The organism is Bradyrhizobium sp. UNPF46, assembly GCF_006658625.1.
GTDB classification, from domain to species: domain Bacteria; phylum Pseudomonadota; class Alphaproteobacteria; order Rhizobiales; family Xanthobacteraceae; genus Bradyrhizobium; species Bradyrhizobium nitroreducens.
Genome location: NZ_LFJB01000049.1, coordinates 25397 through 47754, shown reverse-complemented (window position 1 = coordinate 47754; position 22358 = coordinate 25397). Strand labels below are relative to the sequence as shown.

25 protein-coding genes and 1 pseudogene are annotated in these 22358 nt (G+C 64.8%); 12 read left to right on the top strand and 14 right to left on the bottom strand.

The genetic code is table 11. From position 1 onward, the window contains the following. Positions 1–3: 3 nt before the first annotated feature. Both UNPF46_RS20720 and UNPF46_RS20715 read right to left on the bottom strand, forming a co-directional pair. A complete protein-coding gene (locus tag UNPF46_RS20720; protein WP_142251241.1) occupies positions 4–420 on the bottom strand; it encodes a cupin domain-containing protein in 417 nt (138 codons plus the stop codon). A gap of 38 nt (positions 421–458) precedes the next feature. After that, positions 459–1202 carry an SDR family oxidoreductase gene (locus UNPF46_RS20715; RefSeq protein WP_142251240.1) on the bottom strand — a complete coding sequence of 248 codons (744 nt, stop codon included), beginning with the start codon at positions 1200–1202 and terminating at the stop codon, positions 459–461. A gap of 32 nt (positions 1203–1234) precedes the next feature. Here UNPF46_RS20715 and UNPF46_RS20710 point away from each other — a divergent pair, with 32 nt between their 5' ends. Then, positions 1235–1465, top strand: coding sequence for a hypothetical protein (locus UNPF46_RS20710; RefSeq protein ID WP_142251239.1), 231 nt, complete (start codon positions 1235–1237; stop codon positions 1463–1465). 202 nt (positions 1466–1667) lie between these two features. On the opposite strand, the gene UNPF46_RS20705 is transcribed toward UNPF46_RS20710, so the two are convergent. After that, positions 1668–2744 (bottom strand): methyl-accepting chemotaxis protein, encoded by a 1077-nt coding sequence (locus UNPF46_RS20705; protein WP_142251238.1) that lies wholly within the window; start codon positions 2742–2744, stop codon positions 1668–1670. 279 nt (positions 2745–3023) lie between these two features. On the opposite strand from UNPF46_RS20705, the gene recJ reads away from it, so the two are divergent. The 3 genes from recJ to UNPF46_RS20690 all read left to right on the top strand — a co-directional run bounded on the left by recJ (position 3024) and on the right by UNPF46_RS20690 (position 6662). Further along, entirely contained in the window at positions 3024–4865 is a 1842-nt protein-coding gene (recJ, locus tag UNPF46_RS20700; RefSeq protein WP_142251237.1) for a single-stranded-DNA-specific exonuclease RecJ, read from the top strand. A 91-nt stretch (positions 4866–4956) separates the two neighbouring features. Then, the gene (locus tag UNPF46_RS20695) at positions 4957–5766 is read left to right on the top strand and encodes an SDR family NAD(P)-dependent oxidoreductase (protein WP_142251236.1); all 810 of its coding nucleotides are present in this window, start codon (positions 4957–4959) and stop codon (positions 5764–5766) included. Between the two features lie 98 nt (positions 5767–5864). Beyond that, positions 5865–6662 carry an aldolase gene (locus tag UNPF46_RS20690; RefSeq protein ID WP_142251235.1) on the top strand — a complete coding sequence of 266 codons (798 nt, stop codon included), beginning with the start codon at positions 5865–5867 and terminating at the stop codon, positions 6660–6662. 77 nt (positions 6663–6739) lie between these two features. On the opposite strand, the gene UNPF46_RS20685 is transcribed toward UNPF46_RS20690, so the two are convergent. Continuing rightward, positions 6740–7969, bottom strand: coding sequence for a lytic murein transglycosylase (locus UNPF46_RS20685; RefSeq protein WP_142251234.1), 1230 nt, complete (start codon positions 7967–7969; stop codon positions 6740–6742). Between the two features lie 124 nt (positions 7970–8093). Between UNPF46_RS20685 and UNPF46_RS20680 the strand changes: the two genes are divergently transcribed. After that, a complete protein-coding gene (locus UNPF46_RS20680) occupies positions 8094–8348 on the top strand; it encodes a hypothetical protein (RefSeq protein WP_142251233.1) in 255 nt (84 codons plus the stop codon). Between the two features lie 59 nt (positions 8349–8407). Continuing rightward, positions 8408–8659: a hypothetical protein gene (locus tag UNPF46_RS20675; RefSeq protein WP_142251232.1), complete on the top strand. Its 252-nt coding sequence runs from the start codon at positions 8408–8410 to the stop codon at positions 8657–8659. A 15-nt stretch (positions 8660–8674) separates the two neighbouring features. On the opposite strand, the gene UNPF46_RS20670 is transcribed toward UNPF46_RS20675, so the two are convergent. After that, the gene (locus UNPF46_RS20670; protein WP_142251231.1) at positions 8675–9196 is read right to left on the bottom strand and encodes a MarR family winged helix-turn-helix transcriptional regulator; all 522 of its coding nucleotides are present in this window, start codon (positions 9194–9196) and stop codon (positions 8675–8677) included. 54 nt (positions 9197–9250) lie between these two features. Between UNPF46_RS20670 and UNPF46_RS20665 the strand changes: the two genes are divergently transcribed. After that, positions 9251–9730 (top strand): carboxymuconolactone decarboxylase family protein, encoded by a 480-nt coding sequence (locus UNPF46_RS20665; RefSeq protein WP_142251230.1) that lies wholly within the window; start codon positions 9251–9253, stop codon positions 9728–9730. A gap of 21 nt (positions 9731–9751) precedes the next feature. Further along, positions 9752–10255, top strand: a complete 504-nt coding sequence (locus UNPF46_RS20660) for a cupin domain-containing protein (protein ID WP_142251229.1) — start codon at positions 9752–9754, stop codon at positions 10253–10255. Between the two features lie 107 nt (positions 10256–10362). Here the strand turns inward: UNPF46_RS20660 and UNPF46_RS20655 are convergent, their stop codons facing one another. Continuing rightward, the gene (locus tag UNPF46_RS20655) at positions 10363–11319 is read right to left on the bottom strand and encodes a Tle-like phospholipase domain-containing protein (RefSeq protein ID WP_142251228.1); all 957 of its coding nucleotides are present in this window, start codon (positions 11317–11319) and stop codon (positions 10363–10365) included. 167 nt (positions 11320–11486) lie between these two features. On the opposite strand from UNPF46_RS20655, the pseudogene UNPF46_RS38735 reads away from it, so the two are divergent. Next, positions 11487–11613: pseudogene (locus UNPF46_RS38735) on the top strand (cupin domain-containing protein); the annotation flags it as partial. Positions 11614–11655: 42 nt separating this feature from the next. On the opposite strand, the gene UNPF46_RS20650 reads toward UNPF46_RS38735, so the two are convergent. The 3 genes from UNPF46_RS20650 to efp form a co-directional block, all read right to left on the bottom strand. After that, on the bottom strand, positions 11656–12642 hold the full coding sequence (locus UNPF46_RS20650) for a DUF808 domain-containing protein (protein ID WP_142251227.1): 987 nt from the start codon (positions 12640–12642) through the stop codon (positions 11656–11658). A gap of 83 nt (positions 12643–12725) precedes the next feature. Further along, complete coding sequence (locus tag UNPF46_RS20645) at positions 12726–14348, bottom strand: peptidase M23 (RefSeq protein WP_100176825.1); 1623 nt, start codon at positions 14346–14348, stop codon at positions 12726–12728. Positions 14349–14371: 23 nt separating this feature from the next. Next, positions 14372–14938: an elongation factor P gene (efp, locus tag UNPF46_RS20640; protein ID WP_100176824.1), complete on the bottom strand. Its 567-nt coding sequence runs from the start codon at positions 14936–14938 to the stop codon at positions 14372–14374. Between the two features lie 162 nt (positions 14939–15100). On the opposite strand from efp, the gene epmA reads away from it, so the two are divergent. The 3 genes from epmA to UNPF46_RS20625 are packed head-to-tail and all read left to right on the top strand — an operon-like array spanning position 15101 to position 17534. Next, complete coding sequence (gene epmA / locus UNPF46_RS20635; protein ID WP_142251226.1) at positions 15101–16153, top strand: EF-P lysine aminoacylase EpmA; 1053 nt, start codon at positions 15101–15103, stop codon at positions 16151–16153. Continuing rightward, positions 16150–17244 carry a lysine-2,3-aminomutase-like protein gene (locus tag UNPF46_RS20630; RefSeq protein ID WP_100176822.1) on the top strand — a complete coding sequence of 365 codons (1095 nt, stop codon included), beginning with the start codon at positions 16150–16152 and terminating at the stop codon, positions 17242–17244. Before epmA ends, UNPF46_RS20630 begins: the two co-directional genes overlap by 4 nt. Positions 17245–17282: 38 nt before the next feature. Continuing rightward, on the top strand, positions 17283–17534 hold the full coding sequence (locus tag UNPF46_RS20625; protein WP_100176821.1) for a hypothetical protein: 252 nt from the start codon (positions 17283–17285) through the stop codon (positions 17532–17534). Between the two features lie 58 nt (positions 17535–17592). Here the strand turns inward: UNPF46_RS20625 and UNPF46_RS20620 are convergent, their stop codons facing one another. The 5 genes from UNPF46_RS20620 to UNPF46_RS20600 form a co-directional block, all read right to left on the bottom strand. After that, on the bottom strand, positions 17593–18678 hold the full coding sequence (locus UNPF46_RS20620) for a 3-deoxy-7-phosphoheptulonate synthase (RefSeq protein WP_142251225.1): 1086 nt from the start codon (positions 18676–18678) through the stop codon (positions 17593–17595). Positions 18679–18913: 235 nt separating this feature from the next. Beyond that, positions 18914–19492: an HdeD family acid-resistance protein gene (locus UNPF46_RS20615; RefSeq protein WP_100176819.1), complete on the bottom strand. Its 579-nt coding sequence runs from the start codon at positions 19490–19492 to the stop codon at positions 18914–18916. Positions 19493–19562: 70 nt separating this feature from the next. Further along, positions 19563–20603 (bottom strand): PrsW family glutamic-type intramembrane protease, encoded by a 1041-nt coding sequence (locus UNPF46_RS20610; protein ID WP_142251224.1) that lies wholly within the window; start codon positions 20601–20603, stop codon positions 19563–19565. 514 nt (positions 20604–21117) lie between these two features. Then, positions 21118–21360 carry a hypothetical protein gene (locus tag UNPF46_RS20605; protein ID WP_100176817.1) on the bottom strand — a complete coding sequence of 81 codons (243 nt, stop codon included), beginning with the start codon at positions 21358–21360 and terminating at the stop codon, positions 21118–21120. A 202-nt stretch (positions 21361–21562) separates the two neighbouring features. Further along, positions 21563–22189: a PilZ domain-containing protein gene (locus UNPF46_RS20600; protein ID WP_142251223.1), complete on the bottom strand. Its 627-nt coding sequence runs from the start codon at positions 22187–22189 to the stop codon at positions 21563–21565. Positions 22190–22358: the final 169 nt, after the last annotated feature.

Below are 22358 nucleotides of genomic sequence, written 5' to 3'. Positions count from 1 at the left end.
ACGCTACTTCGCGATCGGCGTCGTCAGCTCCTTGTCCGTCGTGTCGACCACGAAGACGGCAAGCAGCTTCGCAGGCTCGGTATCGCTGGCATTGGCGCTGACGGCATGGCGGTCACCGGGCCTTTCAGAGAAGTTCTCTCCCTTGTGAAAGACTCTTGCTGGACCGTCATTGACCTGACTGCGGATCGCGCCTTCCAGCACCGTGGCGTAGATGAAAGCGGAGGGCGCGTGGATGTGGGCCGGCGACGAGCCTCCGGGGCCGTACTCGACCAGCACGCCCTTCATGCTCTTGCCGGGAACGTTGGGCAGTAGCTGGTCGAACACGACCGTGACTTTTGCCAATGGCGCCGCCGGCTCGGCTGCGTGGGCCGTCAGCAATGAGGCGGCATAAATCGGTATCGCGGTCAGCAATCTGCGCATGGGAGCTCCTTTTCTGTGGTGTCTTGTGATCATCAGTCTCAGAGGCGCGCGAGCCATGTTGCGAGCGGGGTTGTTCCGAGCCGTGCCTCGCCGAGCGGGACCAGCGATGTGTCGTCAATCGGGCCGCCGTAGTACGGCGCCTTCGGGTCTCCGACCACGGGTCGGGCGTCGCCGGATGCCTTCAGGCGGCGTGCGATGAATTCATTGAAGGGAGCCTTCTCAGGACCTGCGATGTCGATCGTGCCGTTGAGCGGCCTGGCTGTTGCGACCTCGGCGAGGCGGGCGGCGACGTCGTCGGCCGCGATCGGTTGAAACATTGCCGAGGGAACGACGATCTTGCCGTCAGTCGCGCCCATTTCGGCGATGGCGCCGAGGAATTCGAAGAACTGGGTGGCGCGCACGATCGAGTAGGGGATTGTGGCAGCCTTGATGATTGTCTCCTGGGCGAGCTTGGCACGGAAATAGGCGTTGTCGGGCGACCTTTCGGTTCCGACAATCGACAGGGCCACGTGATGCTTTACGGCCGCCGCAGCTTCTGCCGTGACCAGATTCTTGCTCGAACGCTGGAAGAACTCGAGCACGGCGTCGGGCTCCCAGGACGGCGCGTTGGCGACATCGACGACAACATCCGCGCCCGCCAGCGCCGCAGCGAGGCCTTCCCCGGTCACGGCATTCACGCCTGATTTCGGTGAGGCGGCTACGGCCTCGTGGCCTTGCTGTCTGAGCTTCGCCACGAGCTTGGATCCGATCAACCCGGTTCCGCCGATCACGACGATCTTCATGGCCTGTCTCCTTGGTATGTGACGAGCGCGAGATGGCCAATGCCAGTGCGAATTCGCGCGCTCACGTCGATGAACGTGATGCGAAGCGACTCTATTCGAACAAGGGCGCCGGGCTCTTGCCCGTAACGGGCGCGGCTTGCCGGAAAATGCTTCAGAAGGCGGGGTGTGATTTCACAAAGCCGCCAGAGCGTTTTCGAGCGAAGTGGACACCGGTTCGCGTGAAGAAAACGCGTCAAAACAAGAAGCTAGAGCTTCGGTTCTGATTCAATCAGAACCGGAAATGCTCTAGGGGCATCCCCTCGTGCCGCAACACACTCTGCGATGATGGCAGATTGCCAGTGTTTTGCCCGTCGTGTCAAAATGTTCGGAAAATCAGGCGGAAATTTCAGCTGAAAAGATCAATGAAAACAACCCTCTGGCTACTGTGCATGGGGTTGTTTTCGCATTTTTTGCTAGCCTGCCGCGTCACGCCCCGCAGATGATCACGCCGTACCAGCCCAGGCCCCGATAGGTCTCGTAACCCGGCGTCGCGTGGAAGGCGACCAGCGCGCCCGTGCGGTCGTGATAGAAGCCGGAGCGCTGGCCGTTCAGCGAGATCGAGATGCGCTCGCTGAGGATGCCCTGGCCGTCGGACGCCGCGATGACGCGCAGATTCGAATCCACCAGCAGCACGCGGGCCTTGTCGCTGTCGCCGACGCGCACGCCCTGGACGATGGCGCGGGCCTGCGGTTCCCAGTCGAAATGGATGGCGAGCACGCCGATCGGGGCACCGCTCGCCTGGCCGCCGGCGCGGACGCTGGCGCAATAGGTCGCGACCTGCGCGTTGCCGAGCAGCGGCTGGTTCTCCACGTCGCCGGCGACGTAGTCGTCGCCGGAGCGCAAGGTCTTCGCCTCGCGGAACCATTTGGTGTGGGCGACGTTCTGGCCGACGACGCGGAAGCGGTCGGCGCGGCCGTTGGCGATGACGTTGCCGTCGAGGTCGCAGAGCCAGAGGTCGAGGTAGACCGTGTAGGCGCCGAGGATCACGCCGAGGCGCTGCGACGCATAGGTCACCGCGGCCGGCGCCGGCGAGGCCGCGCATTCGACCACGGCGGAATCGGTCGCCCACCAGCGCACGTCGCAGGTGCGCTCATAGAGGTTGCGGTCGATCAGCTCGACCGCGTTCAGCGACAGGTCCATCATGCGCTCGCCGCGCGAACGCTGGCTCATGCGCTCGATCGAGGAGACGAGGTCGCCGGTGCGCTTGGTCAACTGGGTCTCGAGCTCGCGTGCGATGGTCTCGACCTGCTGGCCGACGCCGCGCACCTCCTGGGCCACCACCGCAAAGCCCGCACCTTGCGCGCCGGCGCGCGAGCTCTCGATCAGCGCGTTCAGCGCCAGCATCTTCATCTGGTTGGTGATCTGCTGGATCGACTTGGTCTTGTCGACCGCGATCTGGTTGACCTCCGCGGTGAGGCGATTGATCAGCGCGGAAATGTCGGAATCGTCGTCAGCGGGTTCGGTGGCGATCGGCTTGGCCTTCAGACCCAGCGCAGCAGACATCGGGGATTTCCCTTTGGCAATGAGGTCTGATCTGCAATGAACCCGGAACCAGAAATTACAGATCGAATACGATTCTTTTTCGAGGATTCCACCTAACGCCTGCTTAATTTGCTGTTCTGTGGAATGCCTAAATGATAGTCAGTCGGCGCCGCAAATCAGCAATCCACCGCTTTGTGCGGCGCGGAGATTGCAAATCCCTGGGGATTCCGGGTCAATCGTCCTGCAAGCCGGACCGACGCGATCCCGTCGATTGCGGGTTCCTCAAACCAACTGCAACCCATGACGCCGCCTGCAACCGCCTTGCCCGTCGAAGCGCCCCAGGCGTTTCTCGGTGTCGCGCGCTCGCTGACCGACAAGCTCTGGCGCGACCGGCTGGACGCCCGCGGGGCGGCCCAGGCGCTTGCCATCGTGCAGCGGCACCAGCTGCCGGAACTGCTGGCGCGGGTGCTGGCGGGCCGCGGTGTCGACATCGACGCGGTGCCCGACTTTCTCGATCCGACCATCCGCAAGCTCATGCCGGACCCGTTCACGGTGACGGAGATGGAGGCCGCGTCGAAGCGGATCGCGGATGCCGCCGTGAAGGGCGAAAAGGTCGCGATCTTCGGCGACTATGACGTCGACGGCGCCACCTCGGCCGCGCTGCTCGCCTGGCACCTGCGCCATTGCGGGCTCGATCCGCTGATCCACATTCCCGACCGCATCTTCGAAGGCTACGGGCCCAATGTCGAAGCGGTTCGCGGGCTGGCCGCAAAGGGCGCCACGCTGCTTGTCACGGTGGACTGCGGTACCACCAGCATCGAGCCGCTCGCCGAGGCCAAGCGCCTCGGCATGTCCGTCGTTGTGATCGACCACCACCAGGCCGGCACGGAGCTGCCGGAGGTGGACGCGCTGGTCAATCCGAACCGGCTCGACGATCTCTCCGGCCTCGGTCATCTCGCCGCTGTCGGCCTCGTGCTGGTGACGCTGGTCGCGGTCAACCGCGAGCTGCGGCAGCGCGGCTTCTGGAGCGCGGAGATGCCCGAGCCGGATCTGCTCGGCATGCTGCATCACGTCGCGCTCGGCACAGTTGCCGATGTGGCGCCCCTGATCGGCCTCAACCGCGCCTTCGTCGCCAAGGGCCTGATCGCGATGCGGCGGCGCGACCATGTCGGCCATACCGCGCTGATGGATGTGGCGCGGCTCAACGGGCCGCCGGAGGCCTGGCATCTCGGATTCATGCTGGGGCCTCGCATCAATGCCGGCGGCCGCATCGGCCGCGCCGATCTCGGCGTGCGGCTCTTGCTGGAAGGCGACAGTGTCGAGGCCGCCCGGATTGCCGCCGAGCTCGACCGCCTCAACAGCGAGCGCCGCGTCATCGAGCAGGCCGCCGAGGCGCAGGCCGAGGCCGAGGCGCTGGCCTCGATCGGGCTGGAGGACAAGCTCGGCGTCATTGTCACGGCGTCCGAAGGCTGGCACCCCGGCGTCGTCGGCCTCGTGGCCTCGCGCCTCAAGGAGAAGTTCTCGCGGCCCGCTTTCGCCATTGCGCTCGAGCCCGGCGGCATCGGCACCGGCTCGGGGCGCTCGATCGCCGGCGTCGATCTCGGCAAGGCGGTGCGGCAGGCGGTCGCCGACGGCATTTTGCTCAAGGGCGGCGGACACGCGATGGCCGCGGGCGTGACGCTGCGCAAAGAAAAACTCGCCGAATTCCGCGCCTATCTCGAGAACGCGCTGGCGCAGGACGTCGCCGAGGCGCGGCACGTCAACGAGCTCTTCATCGACGGCGCGGTCTCCGCGCGCGCGGTGACGACCGAGCTTGCGGCGACGCTCAATCGCGCAGGTCCCTTCGGCAGCGGCAATCCGGAGCCGGTGCTGGCGCTGCCGGCGCATCAGCTCGTTTTTGCCGACGAGGTCGGGCAGGCGCATCTGCGTCTGCGCTTCAAGTCGGGCGACGGCGCGATCGTCAACGGCATCGCATTCCGCTCGATCGGCCAGAAGCTCGGCAATGCGCTGCTCGCCAATCGCGGCCAGCAGCTGCACGTCGCGGGCTCGCTCTCGGTCGATCGCTATCAAGGCGCAGAGCGCGTGCAATTCCGCGTCATCGACGTCGCGCTGCCGGACCAGGGGCCATCCGTGATTAGATAACGCAAGATCCCTCGCGACAAACGCGGTACGCGTTTGCGCGGAGATCATGCCTCGACAATAGATCGCGCAAACAACAAAAAAGGGAGTCAACATGGCAGGGCAGGTTGAGGGCAAGGTCGCGCTGGTCACGGGCGGGGCCTCCGGTATTGGCGAGGCCATCGTCGAGCTGTTCGCGCGCGAGGGCGCGACTGTTGTCATCACCGACATCGACGAGCTGCGCGGGCCCGAGCTCGCCACGCGCGTGACGAAAGCCGGCAACAAGGCGATCTTTCTCGAGCAGGACGTCACCAGCGAGGAGCGGTGGATCGAGATGGTCGCCGAGATCGCCAAGCGCTATGGCCGGCTCGACATTCTCGTCGCCAATGCCGGCATCGGCATTGCCGTGCCCTCGATCGTCGACATGACGCTCGGCGACTGGCGCAAGCAGAATGCGATCAATCTCGATGGTGTGTTTCTTTCGGTCAAGCACTGCCTGCCCCTGATGCGCAAGACCGGCGGCGGCTCGATCGTCATGATGTCCTCGCTCGCAGGCCTGCGCGGTTCGCCGGGCCTCTCGGCCTATTCGTTGACCAAGGGCGGCGTGCGGCTGTTTGCCAAATCGATTGCGATGGAGTGCGCGGCGGCGGGCGACGGCATCCGCGTCAACTCGGTTCATCCCGGGATCATCGACACGCCGATCTGGGGCAAGATCCCGACCGGGGCGACCGGCGCCGGCCAGAACGCGCCGATCGATCCGGAGGAGCGGGCAAAGCTCGTAACCCCGCTCGGCCGCGCCGGGCAGGCCGCGGAGATCGCCAGCGGCGTGCTGTATCTGGCCTCCGATGCCTCGCGCTACGTCACCGGCAGCGAGCTCGTCATCGACGGCGGCATGAATGCCGGCGGCGTGCCAAGGCGGGCCTGAGCCGCGCAGGGTAGGGTGGCAGGCGCGGGGGCTGACGCGCAGGCGTCGGCCCTGTAGAACGCGGGGGAGCTTTCCGACCGACAGAGGTGTCCTTCGCCATGGCGCACAGCCTTCACGCTTCCTCACCCGCGTCAGCGCCATTCCGCTCGAACCGCCCGGACCTCGCCAGTGAGGCGATCCGCACCGCGCGGGAGGATTTGGCCGCCTGCTTCCGCATGGCCGCGCGCAACGGGTTCGAGGAAGGCATCTGCAACCATTTCTCGGCCGTCGTGCCCGGCCATGACGATCTGTTTCTCGTCAACCCCTATGGCTACGCCTTCCGCGAGCTCACGGCCTCGAAGCTCTTGATCTGCGATTTCCACGGCAATGTGCTCGACGGCGAGGGCGTGCCGGAGGCGACCGCGTTCTACATCCACGCCGAGATGCACAGGTTGCTGCCGCGCGCCAAGGTCGCGTTCCACACGCACATGCCCTATGCCACGGCGCTGTCGATGACCGAAGGCGAGCCCTTGATCTGGGCCGGCCAGACCGCGCTGAAATTCTACGGCCGCACGGCGGTCGACCGCGACTACAACGGCCTCGCGCTCGACAACCAGGAAGGCGCGCGCATCGCATCCGCCGTCGGCAATGCCGACATCATCTTCATGAAGCATCACGGCGTGATGGTGCTGGCCCCGACCATCGCGGAAGCCTGGGACGATCTCTATTATCTCGAGCGCGCCGCCGAGGTGCAGGTGCTGGCGATGTCGACGGGGCGGAAAGTCCTGCCGGTCGATCCTGCTGTCGCGGCCGAAACCTACCGGCAAATGCGCGAGGGCGATTGCGAATCCGCGCGGCTGCATCTCGCCGCGATCCGTCGGCAGCTGGATGCCGAGGAGCCGCAGTACCGGCATTGACCACGGTGTCATTCCGGGGCGCGCCACTTGGCGCGAGCCCGGAATCCATTCTTCCGCGTCGCTATGACGGCCGCGGCCTACGATCCCTGCCGCAGCTTCGCCAGCACCTTCAGTCCGCCATAACCGTCCGCCGGTGTGATGCCTGCGCGCTGCTGGAAATCCTTGACCGCCTTCATGGTGTCGTTGCCGACGCGGCCATCGGTGCCGCCGGTATCGAAGCCGGCCTTGGTCAGGCGTGTCTGCATCTCCTGCACCTCCGCCAGCGTCAGTGCGCGCTCGGAGCCCGGGAAGGGCTGGATGAAAGGCGGCGCTCCGAGGCAGCGGTCGCCGAGATGGCAGATCGCCAGCGCATAGTTCATGGAAGGATTGTAGCTCTTCACCGAGTAGAAGTTCGGTCCCAGCAGAAACGTCGGTCCGCCCGCGACCGGCGTCCACATCTGCGCGGATGCATTCGGTTGCGGAAAGGGCTGGCCGTCGGCGCGGGTGACGCCGGCCGCCTGCCAGGCCGCATAGGTCCGGCTGCCGCTCATATTGCCGGCCGCGCGCACCTCGTAGCCCCAGTGCTCGCCGCGATGCCATTTGCCGCGATTGACGAGATATTTGGCCGTCGATCCCAGCGCGTCGTCGGGCTTGCCGAATGGCGACACCTTGCCGTCGCCGTCATAGTCGATGCCGACATTGAGCCAGACTTCCGGCATCCATTGCGAATGGCCCATGGCGCCGGCCCAGGATCCCTGCATCTGCTCCGGCGTGCTCCAGCCCTTGTCGACGATGCGCAGCGCGTTGATCAGCTCGGTTTCCCAATAGGCCTTCCGGCGCGGCTCGTTCCAGGCGAGCGCGGCGAGCGAGGGAAACACCGGCGTCATGTGGTTCTGTTGCACCAGGGGATCGCCATAGGCGGACTCGACGCCCCACAACGCCAGCAGCGTGCCGCGCTCGACGCCGAAATCGCGCTCGATGCGTGCGAGCAGCGCCTCGTTGTTCTTCAGGGCAATCTTGCCGTTGATGATGCGCCAGTCGGAGACGCGGCGATTGATGTATTGCCAGACCTGCTCGTGGAATTCGGGCTGGCTGCGCATCTGCTTGAACACGCTCATGTCCGGCTCGACCCGCGCCATCGCGCGCTGCCAGGTCGCGGCCGAAATGCCCTTGGCCATCGCCCGTGCGCGAAAGGCCTCGCGCCATTCGTCGAAGCCTGGAGGCGCGGCGAGGACGCGGGCTGGTGAGGCGAGGACAGCGGCCGCGCCGAGCACGGACTTCAGCAATGTGCGCCGCGTGTGATGGGCCGAGGAATCAGCTTGTTTCATGGGTCCAGTCTAGCCGGAAACATGACCGGTGTGAGCCGGTTCCGGGTACGCCGGAACAGGCCGTTCATGCGGAACAAAGTGTCGCAGTCCTGCATTCCCTCCCCACGACAACGAGGAGGACAAGATGAGGAAATATCTGTTTGCCGCCGCCATGGCGACCGTCATTGCGGCCCCTGCATTCGCCGATGAAGTTGGTGTTCACGTCGGCCCGGTCGGTGCCGGCGTCACGGTCGGCCAGTCGCCGGACTATCGCGTCCGCGAGCGTGACCGCACCACGGTCATCCGGGAACGCGAGCCGTCGAGCCGCACCACCGTGATCAAGAAGGAAGACGAGTACGGCAATCGCAGCAAGACCGTGATCCATCACGACAACGACTGACGGATTGGCCCCGGCACGAGCGCCGGGGCCGCTCCCTTTCATCGAGAACTCGGGGTGGAATGAAGATACGCGCGCATGCGGAAAGCCACGTGGTCGAGCTCGACGACGGGTCGCAATGGCAGATCTTTCCCGGCGATCTCGCGATCACGCTGAGCTGGAAGCCCGAGACCGATTTGCACCTCGAGCAAAGCGGCGACCGGGTGAGTTCGCATGTGCTGGTGAACGGCGCCGACCAAAGCCGCGTGCGAGTGATCGCGGCGGGCGAAGCCTGGCCCGACGGTGAAGTCGAAAAAGCGTTGAAGGGCGGCTAGCCCACTCCCCAACATCTACTCCTCCTGCAGCTCCGTCGCGACGTTGGCGAGCCAGCGGCGAATGCTCGCCTCGGCCTTGGCGTCGAGGCCGCTGGCCAGCCGCTTTTCCAGCGCGATCACGCGTTCCCGGCACGCAGTCAGCAGCGCCGTCCCCCGTTTGGTCAGCGTCCATTGCTGGATGCGGCCGTGGACGGGATGAGGCGTCATCACAATCGCGCCGTCGCGTTCGAGGTTGCGGATGATGACCCCGACCGTCTGGGGGGTGAGGAAGGTGAGGCGGGCGACGTCGGCGCCCGATAGGCCCGGATAGGCGTTCAGCATCGTCAGCACGGCAAATTGCGGCGAGGTCACGCCGAGATCGGCGAGTGTTCGCTCCATCGTCAGGCGAACCGCGGCGTGGGCCTGGCGCAGGAGATAACCGAGATAGCCGTCTTCGCCGCGCTTGCCTTCGCCCGGGGCGGGCACGTGCACGGCCTCCGGCCCGGCGGGTTTGCCCCGGGATTTCGATCTCGTGATGGCGGACGCCTTGCGCAACATATAAGTGCTCTTATAAGATGTAAGTAGTCTTATAATAGCACGAGGTGAACGGCAATGTCACACGCCCGCAGCGAGTACGAGGATTTCAAACGGATCGCGCCCGATGCGTACGATGTGGTGCTTGCGCTGGGCCAGCTTGCGGCCAAGGCCGGCCTCGACAAGCAGTTGCTCGAGCTCGTCAAGCTGCGCGCCTCGCAGATCAATGGCTGCGCCTTCTGCGTGCAGCATCACATTCTCCTCTCTGAACGCATCGGCGTGCCCGTGGACAAGCTCAATCTGGTCGCGGTCTGGCGCGAGGCACCGCTGTTTTCGCCGCGCGAGCGGGCCGCGCTGGCCTGGGCCGAGGCCCTGACTTTCCTGCCCGACGGCGTCAGTGACGAGGTCTATGCGCAGGCTGCCCGCGAATTTTCCGAGACCGAGCTGATGTACCTGACCTCGGCGGTCGCCTCGATCAACGTCTGGAACCGGTTTGGTGCTGCATTTCGCTGGACGCCGGCGGCCCGGCCGGTGGCCGCGAATGCCGTGGCATCCTGATCGGCACGAGGGGAGGTCGTCATGACAGCAATGAGCCTGGCCAATCCGCAACGCCCGGTGCCGTCGCGCGCGATGGCATTGGCCGCTGTCGCGGGGCTCTCCTGCGCGCTTGCGATCGGCAAGGCGCTGCCCGTGACCATGGATGCGATATCCAGTGCGTTGGTCCCACTCTGTGCCACAGCTGCGGAGAGCTCGCCTCTCGACAAGGTCGAGCCGATCGGCTCCTACGCGCTGCCCAATGTTCCGGGCAAGCGCGTCACGATCGTTCGCGTATTCTACGGACCGGGCGGATTTTCGCGCCCGCACCGTCATGCGGGATCTGTTACCGCCACCATCACCAAGGGCGAGATCCGCTCCCAGCTCGGCGGCGGCCCCGTCGAGACGTTCGGCGTCGGCCAGTCCTTCTTCGAGCCACCGGGCTCGACGCATCTGGTGTCGGCGAATGCAAGCATGACGGAGCCGGCGGAATTGATTGCAGTGTTCGTTGCGGACGAGGGCGCGCAACTGACGACGCTTTTGGAATGACTTGGAAACGAAACAATATAACAAGCCTGATTTGTATAGGACGATGTGCCAACTCGCGAGCGGATAAGGGAGACACTTATGGGCCCTCATCCTCTCGTGAGCGTCGCTCAGTCACGACAAATCTCATCTGGGCCGATCTTGCCCCACGATCCGCAGTAAAGCTCCTTTGGGCGCTTGTCCGACGCGGGAACGTCACAGCCCGGTCGTTTGCCTGTTCTTTTGTCGAATTGGCATTCCACCGCCGTGCGAGCCATTCCTACAGCCATAGGAGTAACGGCGTGCTTGAAGTTTCCTCGCGGGATCGTGTCAACCGGATAGTGTCGATACGACGACGTTTCGGCGTCCGACATCAAGAGCCGCTTCAACCATGTGAGTTCGTCGCCCCGTTCATGAAGAAGGACTATCTTCGGAGCGTAAGGCTCGCGTAGTCGATACCGATTTACCACGGGAGAAGTATCGAAAACCACCGCCGCGACGCAGGGAAACGCAAACGCCAAGTGCTGGGCGACCCCGCCGCCCAGCGAATGACCTGTTACAACATATGAGATCGTATCACCCTTTGCGATTGCCTCGACTTCGCGTCGAATATCGACGAAAGCTGCGCGCGCACTATCGTAGGAGGAGGGAATTGGAATAATCGCCGTAAACCAGGAGAGATTAGCATACCAATCGAATGCATTTGGACCCCGCGTTCCACGCACTGCGACGAGTACGGATACCCCCTTTTCCCTTCTTGCGTAGTAATCCACGGAAAGTCCGGTAGACGCTGCCTTTGTTCCGAGTTTCTTCCAGCGGCCATCATATTTTTGGACGTCAAACCCTCTCACGTCGACGTCCTCGTAAGCGTTCATGCTTGCGGTAGCGTAAAGTAGGTAGTCAGCATCCGCGACCTCTTGGTTGTATTTTGCGTTCTCGTATGTCGGCAGGTCTGGTGCCTGACAGTTGTCGGCGTTGCGTATGCCGAGATCTGCTCGGCTCACTGAACTGAATATCAGGAGCCTCCCGAGCAGGAATGCCAGCACGAGTACAATAGTGACCAGTATGTAGTGTCTCTTTAGGACCATTGTCCCTCTGCGCAATGTTTTGAGTATCCTCATCCGTCGAGCTGAAATAACTTTAGATGGTATGGATAATATAATTCAACTACTGAGCTGTCGGCAAGTTGCACCTCGCAGCCACCGAGGTCAGCTGCGGCGCAAATCTGCCAACCCTTTCGAGCTCTTATTCTGCGTCCGACCTCGGCGGCGGCCCGGTCAAGACGTTCGGTGTCGGCGAATGCGAGCATGACGGAGCCGGCGGAATTGATCGCAGTGTTCGTTGCGGACGAGGGCGCGCAACTGACGACACTTCTGGAGTGATCGGTAGTCCGGATGGAGCGAAGCCGGTGGGCTTCGCTCCTTTCAGGCCGAACGCGATCGCCTGAGCCGTTTCCAGGCCGGTGCGAGACCGTACTCGACGGCCGGAATCGCAAGCGCGCCGATGATCAGTCCGAACACGCCTGAGATGGCGGCCTCGACCGACCATTCGACGATACCAGCAATGGAGGGAAGTGCGTGTGCCGCAGCCTCGGTCGTGGCGTGGACCATGCGGCCGACCACCGGCGGGCCGTATTTTTCGATGCCGTGCAGGATGATGCCGCCGCCGACCCAGATCATGGCGGCCGTGCCGATGGTGCTCAGCACGGTCAGGAAGGGAGGCATGCCGCGAACGAGCGCGCGTCCAAGTGCGCGGATCGCGGCGCCAATGGCTGAGGCACCCTCATAGCGCGCAAGGGCCAGCCCGGCATCGTCCGCCTTCACGATCAGAGCCACCACGCCGTAGACCCCGACCGTGATGCCGAACCCGACCAAAGCCAGCACCAGCGCCTGCATCCAGATGCTGCCCGACGGGATTGCCGCCAGCGTGATCGCCATGATCTCCGCCGACAGGATGAAATCCGTCTTGATGGCGCTCGCGACCTTCTCGTCCTCGACCGTCCCGGCATCCGCCGCAATCGGTTGCGGTTGAGCTGCGTGGGCGTGCGCATGATGCGGCATCACGGCTTCGAGCACCTTCTCGGCGCCCTCGTAGCAGAGAAAGGCTCCGCCCAGCATCAGCAGCGGCGTGACCGCGGCGGGAAGGAAATAGCCGAGCAGCAGGGCAATCGGCAGCAGGATCAGCAATTTGTTGCGCAGCGATCCGATCGCAATCTTGCCGACGATGGGCAGCTCGCGCGTCGAGGCAAAACCGATGACGTAGTTCGGCGTGACGGCCGCGTCGTCGATGACCACGCCTGCGGCCTTCGTGCCCGCCTTGGCAGCCTGGCCCGCGACATCGTCGAGCGAGGCTGCCGCCACCTTTGCAATCGCCGCGACATCGTCGAGGAGACCGATCAATCCGACACTCATCAACCCGGTCCCTTCTTGGTTCGAGCTGGCGGTGTCCGCGACTGTCCGCGCTTGCACCGCCCTTCATTGGAGCGTGCAAGCGCTCAGTTCTCCTCGCCGCTCGCTCCCTCGCGCAGGTCCGGCTTGATCACGTCGTCCGGCAGCGCATGGGCGACCGGCTGGGCCGTGACTGCCATCTCCGGGCCGACCTCGCGGCCGCGGGCGTGGATCAGGCGTTCATAGGCGGAGACCAGGGTGACGTAGGGGCTGACCCAGATCCAGCCGTCGCGGGTGAACACCTGCACGTCGAAATGCAGATGCATCGACGTTCCCGCGGGATGGTCGAGATAGTTGGAGATCACGCCGATCTTCTCGCCTTCGGTGACAAGGCGGCCATTGAGCACGCCATCGGCGTTCATCGCCTGCGGGTTCATGTGCATGTAGCGAAAGCGGATGTGCTCGGTGCGGCTGTTGACGTGAAGCGTCGCGGCCTGGTCCTTGGCTCCGCGGATCACGATCGCGTCGCGCACGGCGACGACGGCACGCTGCTTGGGATCGCAGGGCTCGCGGCCTTCGCCGGGGGGCGGGCAGTCCGCGGCGCGGATGTCTTCGCCCTGATGGCCGTAGCCTCCGCCACATTGCCAGACCTCGAAACTGCGCGACTCGCAGAAATTGTCGCGCCAGGGATAGGCGGTCGGACCTTCGCTCTTGTCGCGCTTGCCGTAGGATTGCGAGCGCACGAAGGCCGGAGCCTTTTCGAGCGGAAAGCGGATCTGGGCATAGGCCATCACGTCGGGATGACCGCCTTGCTTGCGGTAGCCGGTGTTCGGGATGATGTCGCCGCTCGGCCGGTAGCTGAAGTCGGCTGAACGCTCCGCCGGACGATCGAGGATGTTGGAGGCGATATCCGCCAATGGCCGCATGCGCTGGCCGCCGGCGACGCGGAGCGCCTTCAGGAAGCGCTCGGCAACCGGATAGGCTTCCTTGCAGGCGAGCCGCCGCGGCTTGGCGACGCTGTCGAGGCACTGGATCGAGACCACATAGGCAACGCCAAAGCGCGTGAAGGCGTAGCGTACATAGCCCTCGCGGATGAACTTTCGCAGGTCCGGATAGAGCGCCGCGAGCGGCTTGACCTGCTCGCCCTTGCCCCCCGAGGGATCGGCGATGTCGTAAACGAGCGCAGAGCCCGTGATCTGCACTTCGACCGGCCTTGCGAACACCCGGGCCGGCATGCCGTCGCCGGCGCCGGGCTCGAGCGAGAAGGTCGCGCTGTAGCCGGCGGGGCCGGCATCGAACATATCGACGGGATTGAAGTCCGCCTGGTAGCGCGAGAGTGCAAGTATCGCCGGCGCGCCGCTGCGCTGCGCCTCGAGGTAGGCGGCGGCGTCGAACGGCAACAGCACGGGCACCGGACTGCGGGTGATGCCCGTGAAGAAACGCGAGGAGACCGCGTTGAGCTGCACCAGTGCGGGCGTCGCGCGCGGATCGTAGCGCGGCACCGACCGGCGAGGTACGAAGGTGAAATCCTCCGCGACCCGGGGACGGCTGCCGATCTCGGTGCGGAGCTGGTCGAGCGCTGCGCGCCAGTCGACGCGCAGGGCTGTGAGCGAGGGGCTGCGGAATTCATCCGCAGCGAGCGGAGAGGCCGTGAGGAGCGAAAGCAACGCCAGAACTTGCGAGACGAAGCGGAAACCCTTCCCAACCACTGTCTCGCCCCCCGGCGCTATCTGTGCGACCGCTCTGTTCCCCGTCAGTCCTTGGCGCGCTCGGAATAGGAGCCGTCTTCGGTCATCACCACGATGCGGGTGCCGACCGAGATGTGCGGCGGCACGGTGGTGCGCACGCCGTTGGACAGCACCGCGGGCTTGTAGGAAGACGAAGCCGTCTGGCCCTTCGTCACCGGCTCGGTCTCCACCACCTCGAGCGTCACGCGCTGCGGCAGTGCGATCGACACCGGGTTGGTGTCGTGCATCGACAGCTTGACGGTCATGTCCGGCGCAAGATAGGCGGCGGCATCGCCGACGACGTCCTTGGAAACCTGGACCTGGTCGTAGGTCTCGGGGTTCATGAAGTGGAAGCCGTCGCCATCTTCATACAGGAAGGTGTAGTTGCGTTCCTCGATCGTGGCCTTTTCGACCTGGTCGGTGGTCTTGTAGCGTTCGGAGATCTTTACCCCGTCCGAGATTCGGCGCATTTCGATCTGGCTGACGGGGGTGCCCTTGCCGGGATGGATGTTCTCGGCGCTGACGACGACATAGAGCTTGCCGTCTTGCTCGATCACGTTGCCCTTGCGAATAGAACTGGCGATGACTCTCAAAGCTGTATTTCCTGCTTGCTTGGCCCGGCACCGGCCAGGACGTGATCAATTCGATGGGGGACTTGGGGCCTCAAATCGGACCTCGGCGCCCGTTTCGGGCCGCAACATACTGATTTTGCCGTTAGATGCCAGCGTTTTGCGTGGGGCTGGGGCGGTGGGTTAATGGCTGGGGACAAGCCCATTTCACCGTTCTGGTCGCCCAACCGGCACCTCGACCGGCGGCCTTTCCTGAGGGCGCGGGGGGCCATTATTGCAGCAATACGGGGCTTTTTCGCCGAGCAGGGCTTCGTCGAGGTCGAAACCTCCGTCCTCCAGGTCTCCCCGGGCAACGAAACCCATCTGCACGCCCCCCGAACCGAGCTGATGCGGCCGGACGGCAGCCGGGTCAGCCGCTATTTGCGGACCTCGCCGGAATTCGCCTGCAAGAAGCTGCTGGCGGCGGGCGAAACGCGCATTTTCGAGCTCGCCCGGGTGTTCCGCGACCGCGAGCGCGGCGACCTGCATCTGCCCGAATTCACCATGCTGGAATGGTACCGGGCCGGCGCGCCCTATGACGCCATCATGGCCGATTGCGTTGTCGTCATCGCCCGTGCGGCGCAGGCGACCGGCATCGGGACCTTCTCCTTCCGCGGCCGGACCGCCGATCCCTTCGCCGAACCCGAGCTCCTGACGGTCGCGGGCGCCTTCGAACGGTTCGCCGGCATCGACCTGCTGTCGACAATCAGGGGCGGGGAGGGTAACCGTGCCGCGCTCGCCGAGGCGGCCTGTGGCAAGGTCCGGGTGGCCGGGGACGACACCTGGTCGGATATCTTCAGCAAGGTCCTGGTCGAGCATGTCGAGCCGCATCTGGGGCAGGGGCGTTTGACCATCTTGTTCGAATACCCATCTCCGGAGGCGGCACTGGCGCGGGTGACGACGGCGGATCCCAGGGTCGCCGAGCGCTTCGAGGTCTACGCCTGCGGCGTCGAGCTCGCCAACGGCTTCGGGGAACTGACCGATGCCGAGGAGCAGCGAAAGCGCTTCACGGACTCGATGACGGAGAAGCAGCGCCGCTACGGCGAGGCCTATCCGCTCGACGAGGACTTTCTGGCCGCGGTCGCCGCAATGCCGGAGGCGAGCGGCGTCGCGCTCGGCCTCGACCGGTTGGTGATGCTGGCAAGCGGCGCATCGCGGATCGATCAGGTGGTGTGGACACCGCCTGCGGGTGAGAAATGACGAAGAGTAGTCTTGCACGGACATTGCGCGAGCCGGCCGAGCTCGTGGCCGAAGGTCTGGCGCCGGCGGCTGCGCTGCCCGCGCTCGAGCGCGTGGCCGCGCGCTATGCGGTGGCCATCACGCCGGCACTGGTCGAGCTGATTGATCCGTCCGACCCGGACGATCCCATCGCCCGGCAGTTCGTTCCGACCGCCGCGGAGCTGGAGATGCAGCCGGGCGAGAACGCCGATCCAATCGGCGATCACCCGCACTCGCCCGTATCCGGCATCGTGCACCGCTATCCCGATCGCGTCCTGTTCAAGCTCGTTCACGTCTGCGCGGTCTATTGCCGCTTCTGCTTCCGCCGCGAGATGGTGGGCCCGGGCAAGGAGAACGCGCTGTCGGATAGCGCCTATCGCGCTGCGATCGATTACATCCGATCGCATCACGAGATCTGGGAAGTGATCCTGACCGGCGGTGATCCGCTGATGCTGTCGCCGCGACGGATGGGCGAGATCATGACCGAGCTCGCTTCCATCGATCACGTCAAGATCATCCGCCTTCACACCCGCGTGCCCGTGGCCGATCCCGCGCGCATCAGCGACGAGATGGTCGCGGCGCTCAACGTCGAGGGCGCGACCACCTGGGTGGCCGTGCATGCCAACCATGCGCGCGAGCTGACTGGGCCGGCGCGCGCCGCCTGCGCGCGGCTCGTCGATTCCGGAATTCCGCTGGTGAGCCAGTCCGTGCTCTTGCGCGGAATCAACGACAACATCGCCGCTCTCTCGGATTTGATGCGAGCTTTCGTCGAATGCCGGATCAAGCCTTATTATCTGCATCACGGCGATCTCGCCCCGGGCACCGCGCATCTGCGGACGACGCTGGCGGAGGGGCAGGACCTGATGCGGCAGCTGCGCGGCCGCGTGTCAGGCTTGTGTCAGCCGGACTATGTCATCGATATTCCCGGCGGCGCCGGCAAGTCGCCGGTGGGGCCTAGCTATGTGTTGGCGGAGCAAAATACCGCAGCCGATGCACGTGAAGCGGGAGCGAAAACGAGCTATCGTATCGTCGATTATTGCGGCGACGTTCATCTCTATCCGCCCGAGACGTGAGCGGTGAGAAGCGCCGGTTTGAGAATGGAGGATCGGACATGAAGAAGATCATGCTGGCAGCATCGCTCGTGGTCTTGCTCGGCGGCACCGCGATTGCGCAGACCGGCGCCAAGGGATCGACGTCGAGCGGTGCGAGCTCCGGATCCTTGCCGCAGGCTCCCGTGGGCCATCGTCAGCCGCGCGCCTCGGACGTGCCGAGCGAGAAGAATTTGACCGATCCGAACGATCCGCTCAGCAAGGAAAACCAGGCGCTCGACAAGAAGATCAAGAGCATCTGCCGCGGCTGCTGATCCATGATGGTTGCGGGCAGGGCGCCACGACTCGCCCCGCCCGCATTTGCTTCCGGCCTTATGCCGACCGCTCGTGCAGGCCGGCGCGCCGGACGTTGCGGCGGACCTCGACCGCGTCGGCGAGCTGCTCGAGTACGGTCGCCGTAGACGCCCAGTCGATGCAGCCGTCGGTGATGCTCTGGCCGTAGACGAGCGGGTTGCCGGGCACGACGTCCTGGCGGCCGGCAACGAGATTGCTCTCGATCATCACGCCCATGATGCGGTTCTCCCCGGCGGAGATCTGGCTGGCGATGTCGGCCGTCACGAGCGGCTGGTTCTCCGGCTTCTTGCTCGAATTGGCGTGGCTCGCATCGACCATCACCAGCGGTGCGACGCCCGATTTGGTCAGCTCGTTGCAGGCCGCCGTGACGCTTGCCGCGTCATAGTTCGGCTTGGCTCCGCCGCGCAGGATGATGTGGCAGTCCTCGTTGCCCGCGGTCGAGGCGATCGCCGAGCGGCCGAGTTTTGTGACGGCCATGAAATGATGCGGGTGTGAGGCCGACTTCACCGCATCGGCGGCAATGCGAACATTACCGTCGGTGCCGTTCTTGAAGCCGACCGGACACGACAGCCCCGAGGCGAGCTCGCGATGGATCTGGCTTTCGGTGGTGCGCGCCCCGATCGCGGCCCAGGACACGAGGTCGGCGATGTACTGCGGCGTCGTCATGTCCAAGAACTCCGTGCCGGCGGGCAGGCCGAGATTGTTCACCGCCGACAGCACATTGCGCGCCAGCCGCAGGCCCTTGTTGATGTCGAAGCTGCCGTCGAGATCGGGATCGTTGATCAGGCCCTTCCAGCCGACGGTGGTGCGCGGCTTCTCGAAATAGACCCGCATCACGATCTCGAGCTGATCGGCGAGATCCTCGCGGAGCTTTGCGAGGCGCTCGGCGTAATCCAGCGCAGCCCGGGGATCATGCACCGAGCAGGGACCGACGACGACCAGAAGACGGTCGTCCTGGTTGTTCAGGATGGCATGGATGGCGTTGCGTGCGGCCATCACGACGCGCGTGGCGGTGAGCGTGCGCGGGACCTCCCGCATCACCTCTTCCGGGGTGCTCAGTTCTTTCAGTTCGCGGATGCGAAGATCGTCGGTCGTGCTCAGCACGGCGGGCTCCTGTCAATTTGAGAACCTGCCGGCCAATAAAAAAAGCCGCCAGGTCTGGCGGCTTGTTCGGACGTTTGCTTCAATATTCAGATTGAGCGCGATCCTCCTGCCGCCAGCGAGCTGTCGTAGCTAAAGTACCAAAAATAGCTGGTGGCGACGGTGATCATGGCAGGCCATATAGCGCGCCATTGGCGGCTTGTCACCCCCCCATCGGCGCGGCAGGCGACGAGGTGCCTCAGGTGTTGCTGTTGCGCGCCGCCAGCGCCATGCCGATCAGGCTGGCGCCGCCGAACAGCAGATTGATACCGACGAGGATGCCGATGGCCCATTCCGCCGAGCTCGGCAGCCCCGTGATCACCATGAACGAGATCGCGATGTCGACGAGGCCAGAGATGAGCAGCCACGACCAGCGGCTGCTCAGCTCGCGGCGGTGCTCCAGTGCGTACATGATGGTGGCGACGCCCTCGGCGAGGAAGTAGGCGCCAAGCACGATGGTCAGCGTCAGCACGGCCTGGATCGGGCGGGCCAGCAGCAGTATGCCGGTGAGCACGGCGAGCGCGGCCGAGATCAGCGACCACCAGAAGCCCGGCGTGCTGCGCGCCCAATAGGTCACGATCAGCCCGCCGATGCCGCTGATCAGGAACATCCAGCCGAGGAAGATCGCGATCGCAAGACTCGCGAGCGGCGGCAGGATGAGCGCTGCCACGCCGAGAACGACGAGCAGGATGCCTTCGAACAGGAAGGCCTTCCAATGCGTCTTGACCGTCCGGCTCATGACGGATTGCAGCCGTGAGAAATCATCGGGCGAGGTCATAGGCAGGCTCCAGGTCGAAAGGTCGACGCTCAATCTACTATGCGCGCGGCGCGCTCACCATCCCGCGAGCTCACCCGCTGCCGGGCGCCGAGGAAAAACCTTCCGCGCTGGTGCGGATGCGGTTGCGGCCGAGAATGTAGATCGCGGTCGTGACAACCAGAAGCGCGAGGCCGAGCAGGATCGACACGAAGCCGATCGGAATCAGGGCCAGCGTCAGGTTGCGCTCGGGATTGATCAGCCAGTGATGGATCGAGGTCAGCACGAAGGCGAGGCCGAGAAAGCCGACCCCGCCGCCCGCCAGCAGCAGCGCCCACATCCGGCGGAGCTGGCTGAGCCGCTCCCGCGCAATATCTGTCCGGGGCGCGTGGTGGCGGGCGACGCGCCGGACCAGGCGGATCGCGAAGGCGATCGAGCCAAAGCCGACCAGCAGGCTCGCAGCCCCCAGCCACATCCGCAACGTCGGATCGAGATCGGGCATTCTTTGCAAGGTCAGCAGCGGAAAGTCGAAGGCCGAATGCAGCGCGAGGGGGCCGGCGAGCATCAGGAGGCGGCTGGAGAGGCGGGCCCAATCGCGATGGTGGCGGTTCGCGCCGAGCGCCGTGCCGGCGCGCGCGATCGTGAGGTAGGCGCCGGCGATGATGCCGAGCGCGCCGTGGAACGGCACGGTCAGCACGCTGCGCAAGGCGGCCAGCGAGCGCCACATCTCGGCGTGCTGAACCAGATAGGCGAGGTTCTCATAAGCGGCGAAGCCGAGGCCGACCGCGGCGCCATAGACCACGGTGTCCATCGGATTGGCAAAGGTCCGCCGCTTGGTCGAGGAAATCAGAACGATGGCGATGACCTTGACGGCTTCCTCGGGCAACGCGACGCCGAAGATCGAATGCATGGCCAAGGCTGCCCAGGGGTTGTCGGGTGCGGCGACCATCTTGGCGAAGGGGGCGCGGGCCAGGCCCAGCAGCGAGATGCTGGCGGCGCCGAGCAGGAAGGCGGTCCAGACCTGGGCGGGCGGCCCCGGGCGTTCTTCGGCGGCGATGACGAGCCACAGCATCAGCAGCGCCGGGGCGATGGCAGCAGTTCCGATGACGGTGGGCAACGCTTCAATCAGGTACATCGGCGCCGAAAATAGGTTCCATTGGTCCGCTTATCTACATTTTACCGATGCGACCATGTGTCATGCGCCGGCTGTCGGCTCGCTTAACGCGCACGACAGCTTCCGTTCATCTGCCGTCGCCGCGAAAACGTAGAATACAAGCGCAATCAATTGCATGACAGAACTCGTTCGTCATCCATGGCAACGGTCGCGCGACGTCCGTTCGGGCGTGATTGGTAAGTCAGATCAAGGAAGTGCAGAGGTTTTTTCGATCTGTCGCTTAGATGTCTCTTCGAGGCAGCCAACGCCGGATTGGCCGGCTAACGGCGGGCCGTTGGGCGCCCAGGGGGTGGCGAGGCGATCCGGCGCATCCGCGCCTGCTCGAGCTCCCAGAAGGCGCGCACGAGGCACGTGCCAAGGCAGAACACGATGAGGAGCAGCAGGAAGGCTTGGTCGACGGCGGGGATGTGCATCATGGGATTGACAAAGCAACCCGCATGCCATGCGTTCCCGCAATGGAAGCCGCTTTCCGCCGTCAGTGGGCGGTGAACGGCGGCGGCGCGCCGGGGGCGACGTCGAAGGCACCGAGATGGAATTCCTCGCCAAGGGATGGATCCGGCTCGCCCGGTTGCGCCAGCAGCGTGAAGGCGGCTTCGGGGTAGAGCTTCCAGATCTCGAGATCGCCGGCGGTGATGGTGAGCCAGCCGAACGTGTACATGTAACGCCCGGGCTCGGAGACCCGGCCGACCCTGTCCCAGGTAATCTTGTTGACTGCCATCCGGTCCCCCGATCGCAAGTCCGCAAATCACGTCCGGCGTGAGGCCCGGACGTGCAAAAGCTGATCCTGCAATGGGGCCGCGATAGGGCGGCGATGCGGAGGCCAGACGGCCGGGCGGCGGCCGCTGCCTGCCGGCTTAGTCTAGCGCGCGAGGGACCTCACCTTCGGCGTTCGGTTAAGAAAGAGTCGAGGCTGACCCGGTTCAGGCCGACTGCTGCAGCGGCGAGCGCACAATGAGGCGCACGAGGTCGTCTCGAGACTGCTTCTCGGCGAATTTGACGGCAAAGCCATTGTCGAATTTGCGGATGACGCGCCCGACACAGGCGCCGACGGCAAGCGCGGTTCCCACCGGCGGGTCGTACTCGCAGGATATGGCGACGCCGGCCGTCGAGACGTCGATGATGAAGCAGGGATGGACGCTGCCGTCGGCGAGCGTCAGGAGGGTGTGCGAGACTTGGGGAACGAAACGGGCGTCGCGCCGCAGTTCCTTGACGCTGTCATCCTTCTGCTTCTTCTCGAGCCAGGTGAGCTTTTCCGACATCCAGGCACGCCGCGCCCGCGTCATGTCGAGCTCCATCAGGAAGCCCGATTTCAGCGTCGCGCTGATGGTGCACTGGAATTCGCCGAAATCCTGGAAGTAGGAGGTCAGGCGTTCGCCGACCTTGCCGACGACAGGGACGTCCACGATCATGCGGAAGGGCGAGACGCGTTTGGTGCGACAGGCAAAGCTGCGCAGCTTGCCCTCACAATCGTACCAGCGCGGCAGCGAGTAGCTGCCGTTCACGCTGACGTCCACTGCGCGCTGCCTGAGGAACTCTGCGACGGACATGAGGTGCCAATGATGTTCGGGATCGCTTCCGTATTTCCACGGTAGCGGTCAAATTCTAAGTAAATGATACCAGCACTCAAAAGCGGGGGTAAATTTCCGGTAAACGCGCGCCTCGGCCACGCACCGAAAAGCGCGGCATTTGGACCCTTTTCGCCAGAGGACTGCTCAC

Coding starts and splice junctions, on each gene's coding strand:
- UNPF46_RS20610 (WP_142251224.1), bottom strand. CDS start 20,603: ATGTACCTGATTGAAGCGTTGCCCACCGTCATCGGAACTGCTGCCATC.
- UNPF46_RS20715 (WP_142251240.1), bottom strand. CDS start 1,202: ATGAAGATCGTCGTGATCGGCGGAACCGGGTTGATCGGATCCAAGCTC.
- UNPF46_RS20685 (WP_142251234.1), bottom strand. CDS start 7,969: ATGAAACAAGCTGATTCCTCGGCCCATCACACGCGGCGCACATTGCTG.
- epmA (WP_142251226.1), top strand. CDS start 15,101: ATGGCTGGGGACAAGCCCATTTCACCGTTCTGGTCGCCCAACCGGCAC.
- UNPF46_RS20695 (WP_142251236.1), top strand. CDS start 4,957: ATGGCAGGGCAGGTTGAGGGCAAGGTCGCGCTGGTCACGGGCGGGGCC.
- UNPF46_RS20680 (WP_142251233.1), top strand. CDS start 8,094: ATGAGGAAATATCTGTTTGCCGCCGCCATGGCGACCGTCATTGCGGCC.
- UNPF46_RS20720 (WP_142251241.1), bottom strand. CDS start 420: ATGCGCAGATTGCTGACCGCGATACCGATTTATGCCGCCTCATTGCTG.
- UNPF46_RS20710 (WP_142251239.1), top strand. CDS start 1,235: ATGGCCAATGCCAGTGCGAATTCGCGCGCTCACGTCGATGAACGTGAT.
- UNPF46_RS20660 (WP_142251229.1), top strand. CDS start 9,752: ATGACAGCAATGAGCCTGGCCAATCCGCAACGCCCGGTGCCGTCGCGC.
- UNPF46_RS20650 (WP_142251227.1), bottom strand. CDS start 12,642: ATGAGTGTCGGATTGATCGGTCTCCTCGACGATGTCGCGGCGATTGCA.
- UNPF46_RS20615 (WP_100176819.1), bottom strand. CDS start 19,492: ATGACCTCGCCCGATGATTTCTCACGGCTGCAATCCGTCATGAGCCGG.
- UNPF46_RS20655 (WP_142251228.1), bottom strand. CDS start 11,319: ATGGTCCTAAAGAGACACTACATACTGGTCACTATTGTACTCGTGCTG.
- UNPF46_RS20630 (WP_100176822.1), top strand. CDS start 16,150: ATGACGAAGAGTAGTCTTGCACGGACATTGCGCGAGCCGGCCGAGCTC.
- UNPF46_RS20605 (WP_100176817.1), bottom strand. CDS start 21,360: ATGGCAGTCAACAAGATTACCTGGGACAGGGTCGGCCGGGTCTCCGAG.
- recJ (WP_142251237.1), top strand. CDS start 3,024: ATGACGCCGCCTGCAACCGCCTTGCCCGTCGAAGCGCCCCAGGCGTTT.
- UNPF46_RS20600 (WP_142251223.1), bottom strand. CDS start 22,189: ATGTCCGTCGCAGAGTTCCTCAGGCAGCGCGCAGTGGACGTCAGCGTG.
- UNPF46_RS20705 (WP_142251238.1), bottom strand. CDS start 2,744: ATGTCTGCTGCGCTGGGTCTGAAGGCCAAGCCGATCGCCACCGAACCC.
- UNPF46_RS20625 (WP_100176821.1), top strand. CDS start 17,283: ATGAAGAAGATCATGCTGGCAGCATCGCTCGTGGTCTTGCTCGGCGGC.
- UNPF46_RS20670 (WP_142251231.1), bottom strand. CDS start 9,196: ATGTTGCGCAAGGCGTCCGCCATCACGAGATCGAAATCCCGGGGCAAA.
- UNPF46_RS20675 (WP_142251232.1), top strand. CDS start 8,408: ATGAAGATACGCGCGCATGCGGAAAGCCACGTGGTCGAGCTCGACGAC.
- UNPF46_RS20690 (WP_142251235.1), top strand. CDS start 5,865: ATGGCGCACAGCCTTCACGCTTCCTCACCCGCGTCAGCGCCATTCCGC.
- UNPF46_RS20665 (WP_142251230.1), top strand. CDS start 9,251: ATGTCACACGCCCGCAGCGAGTACGAGGATTTCAAACGGATCGCGCCC.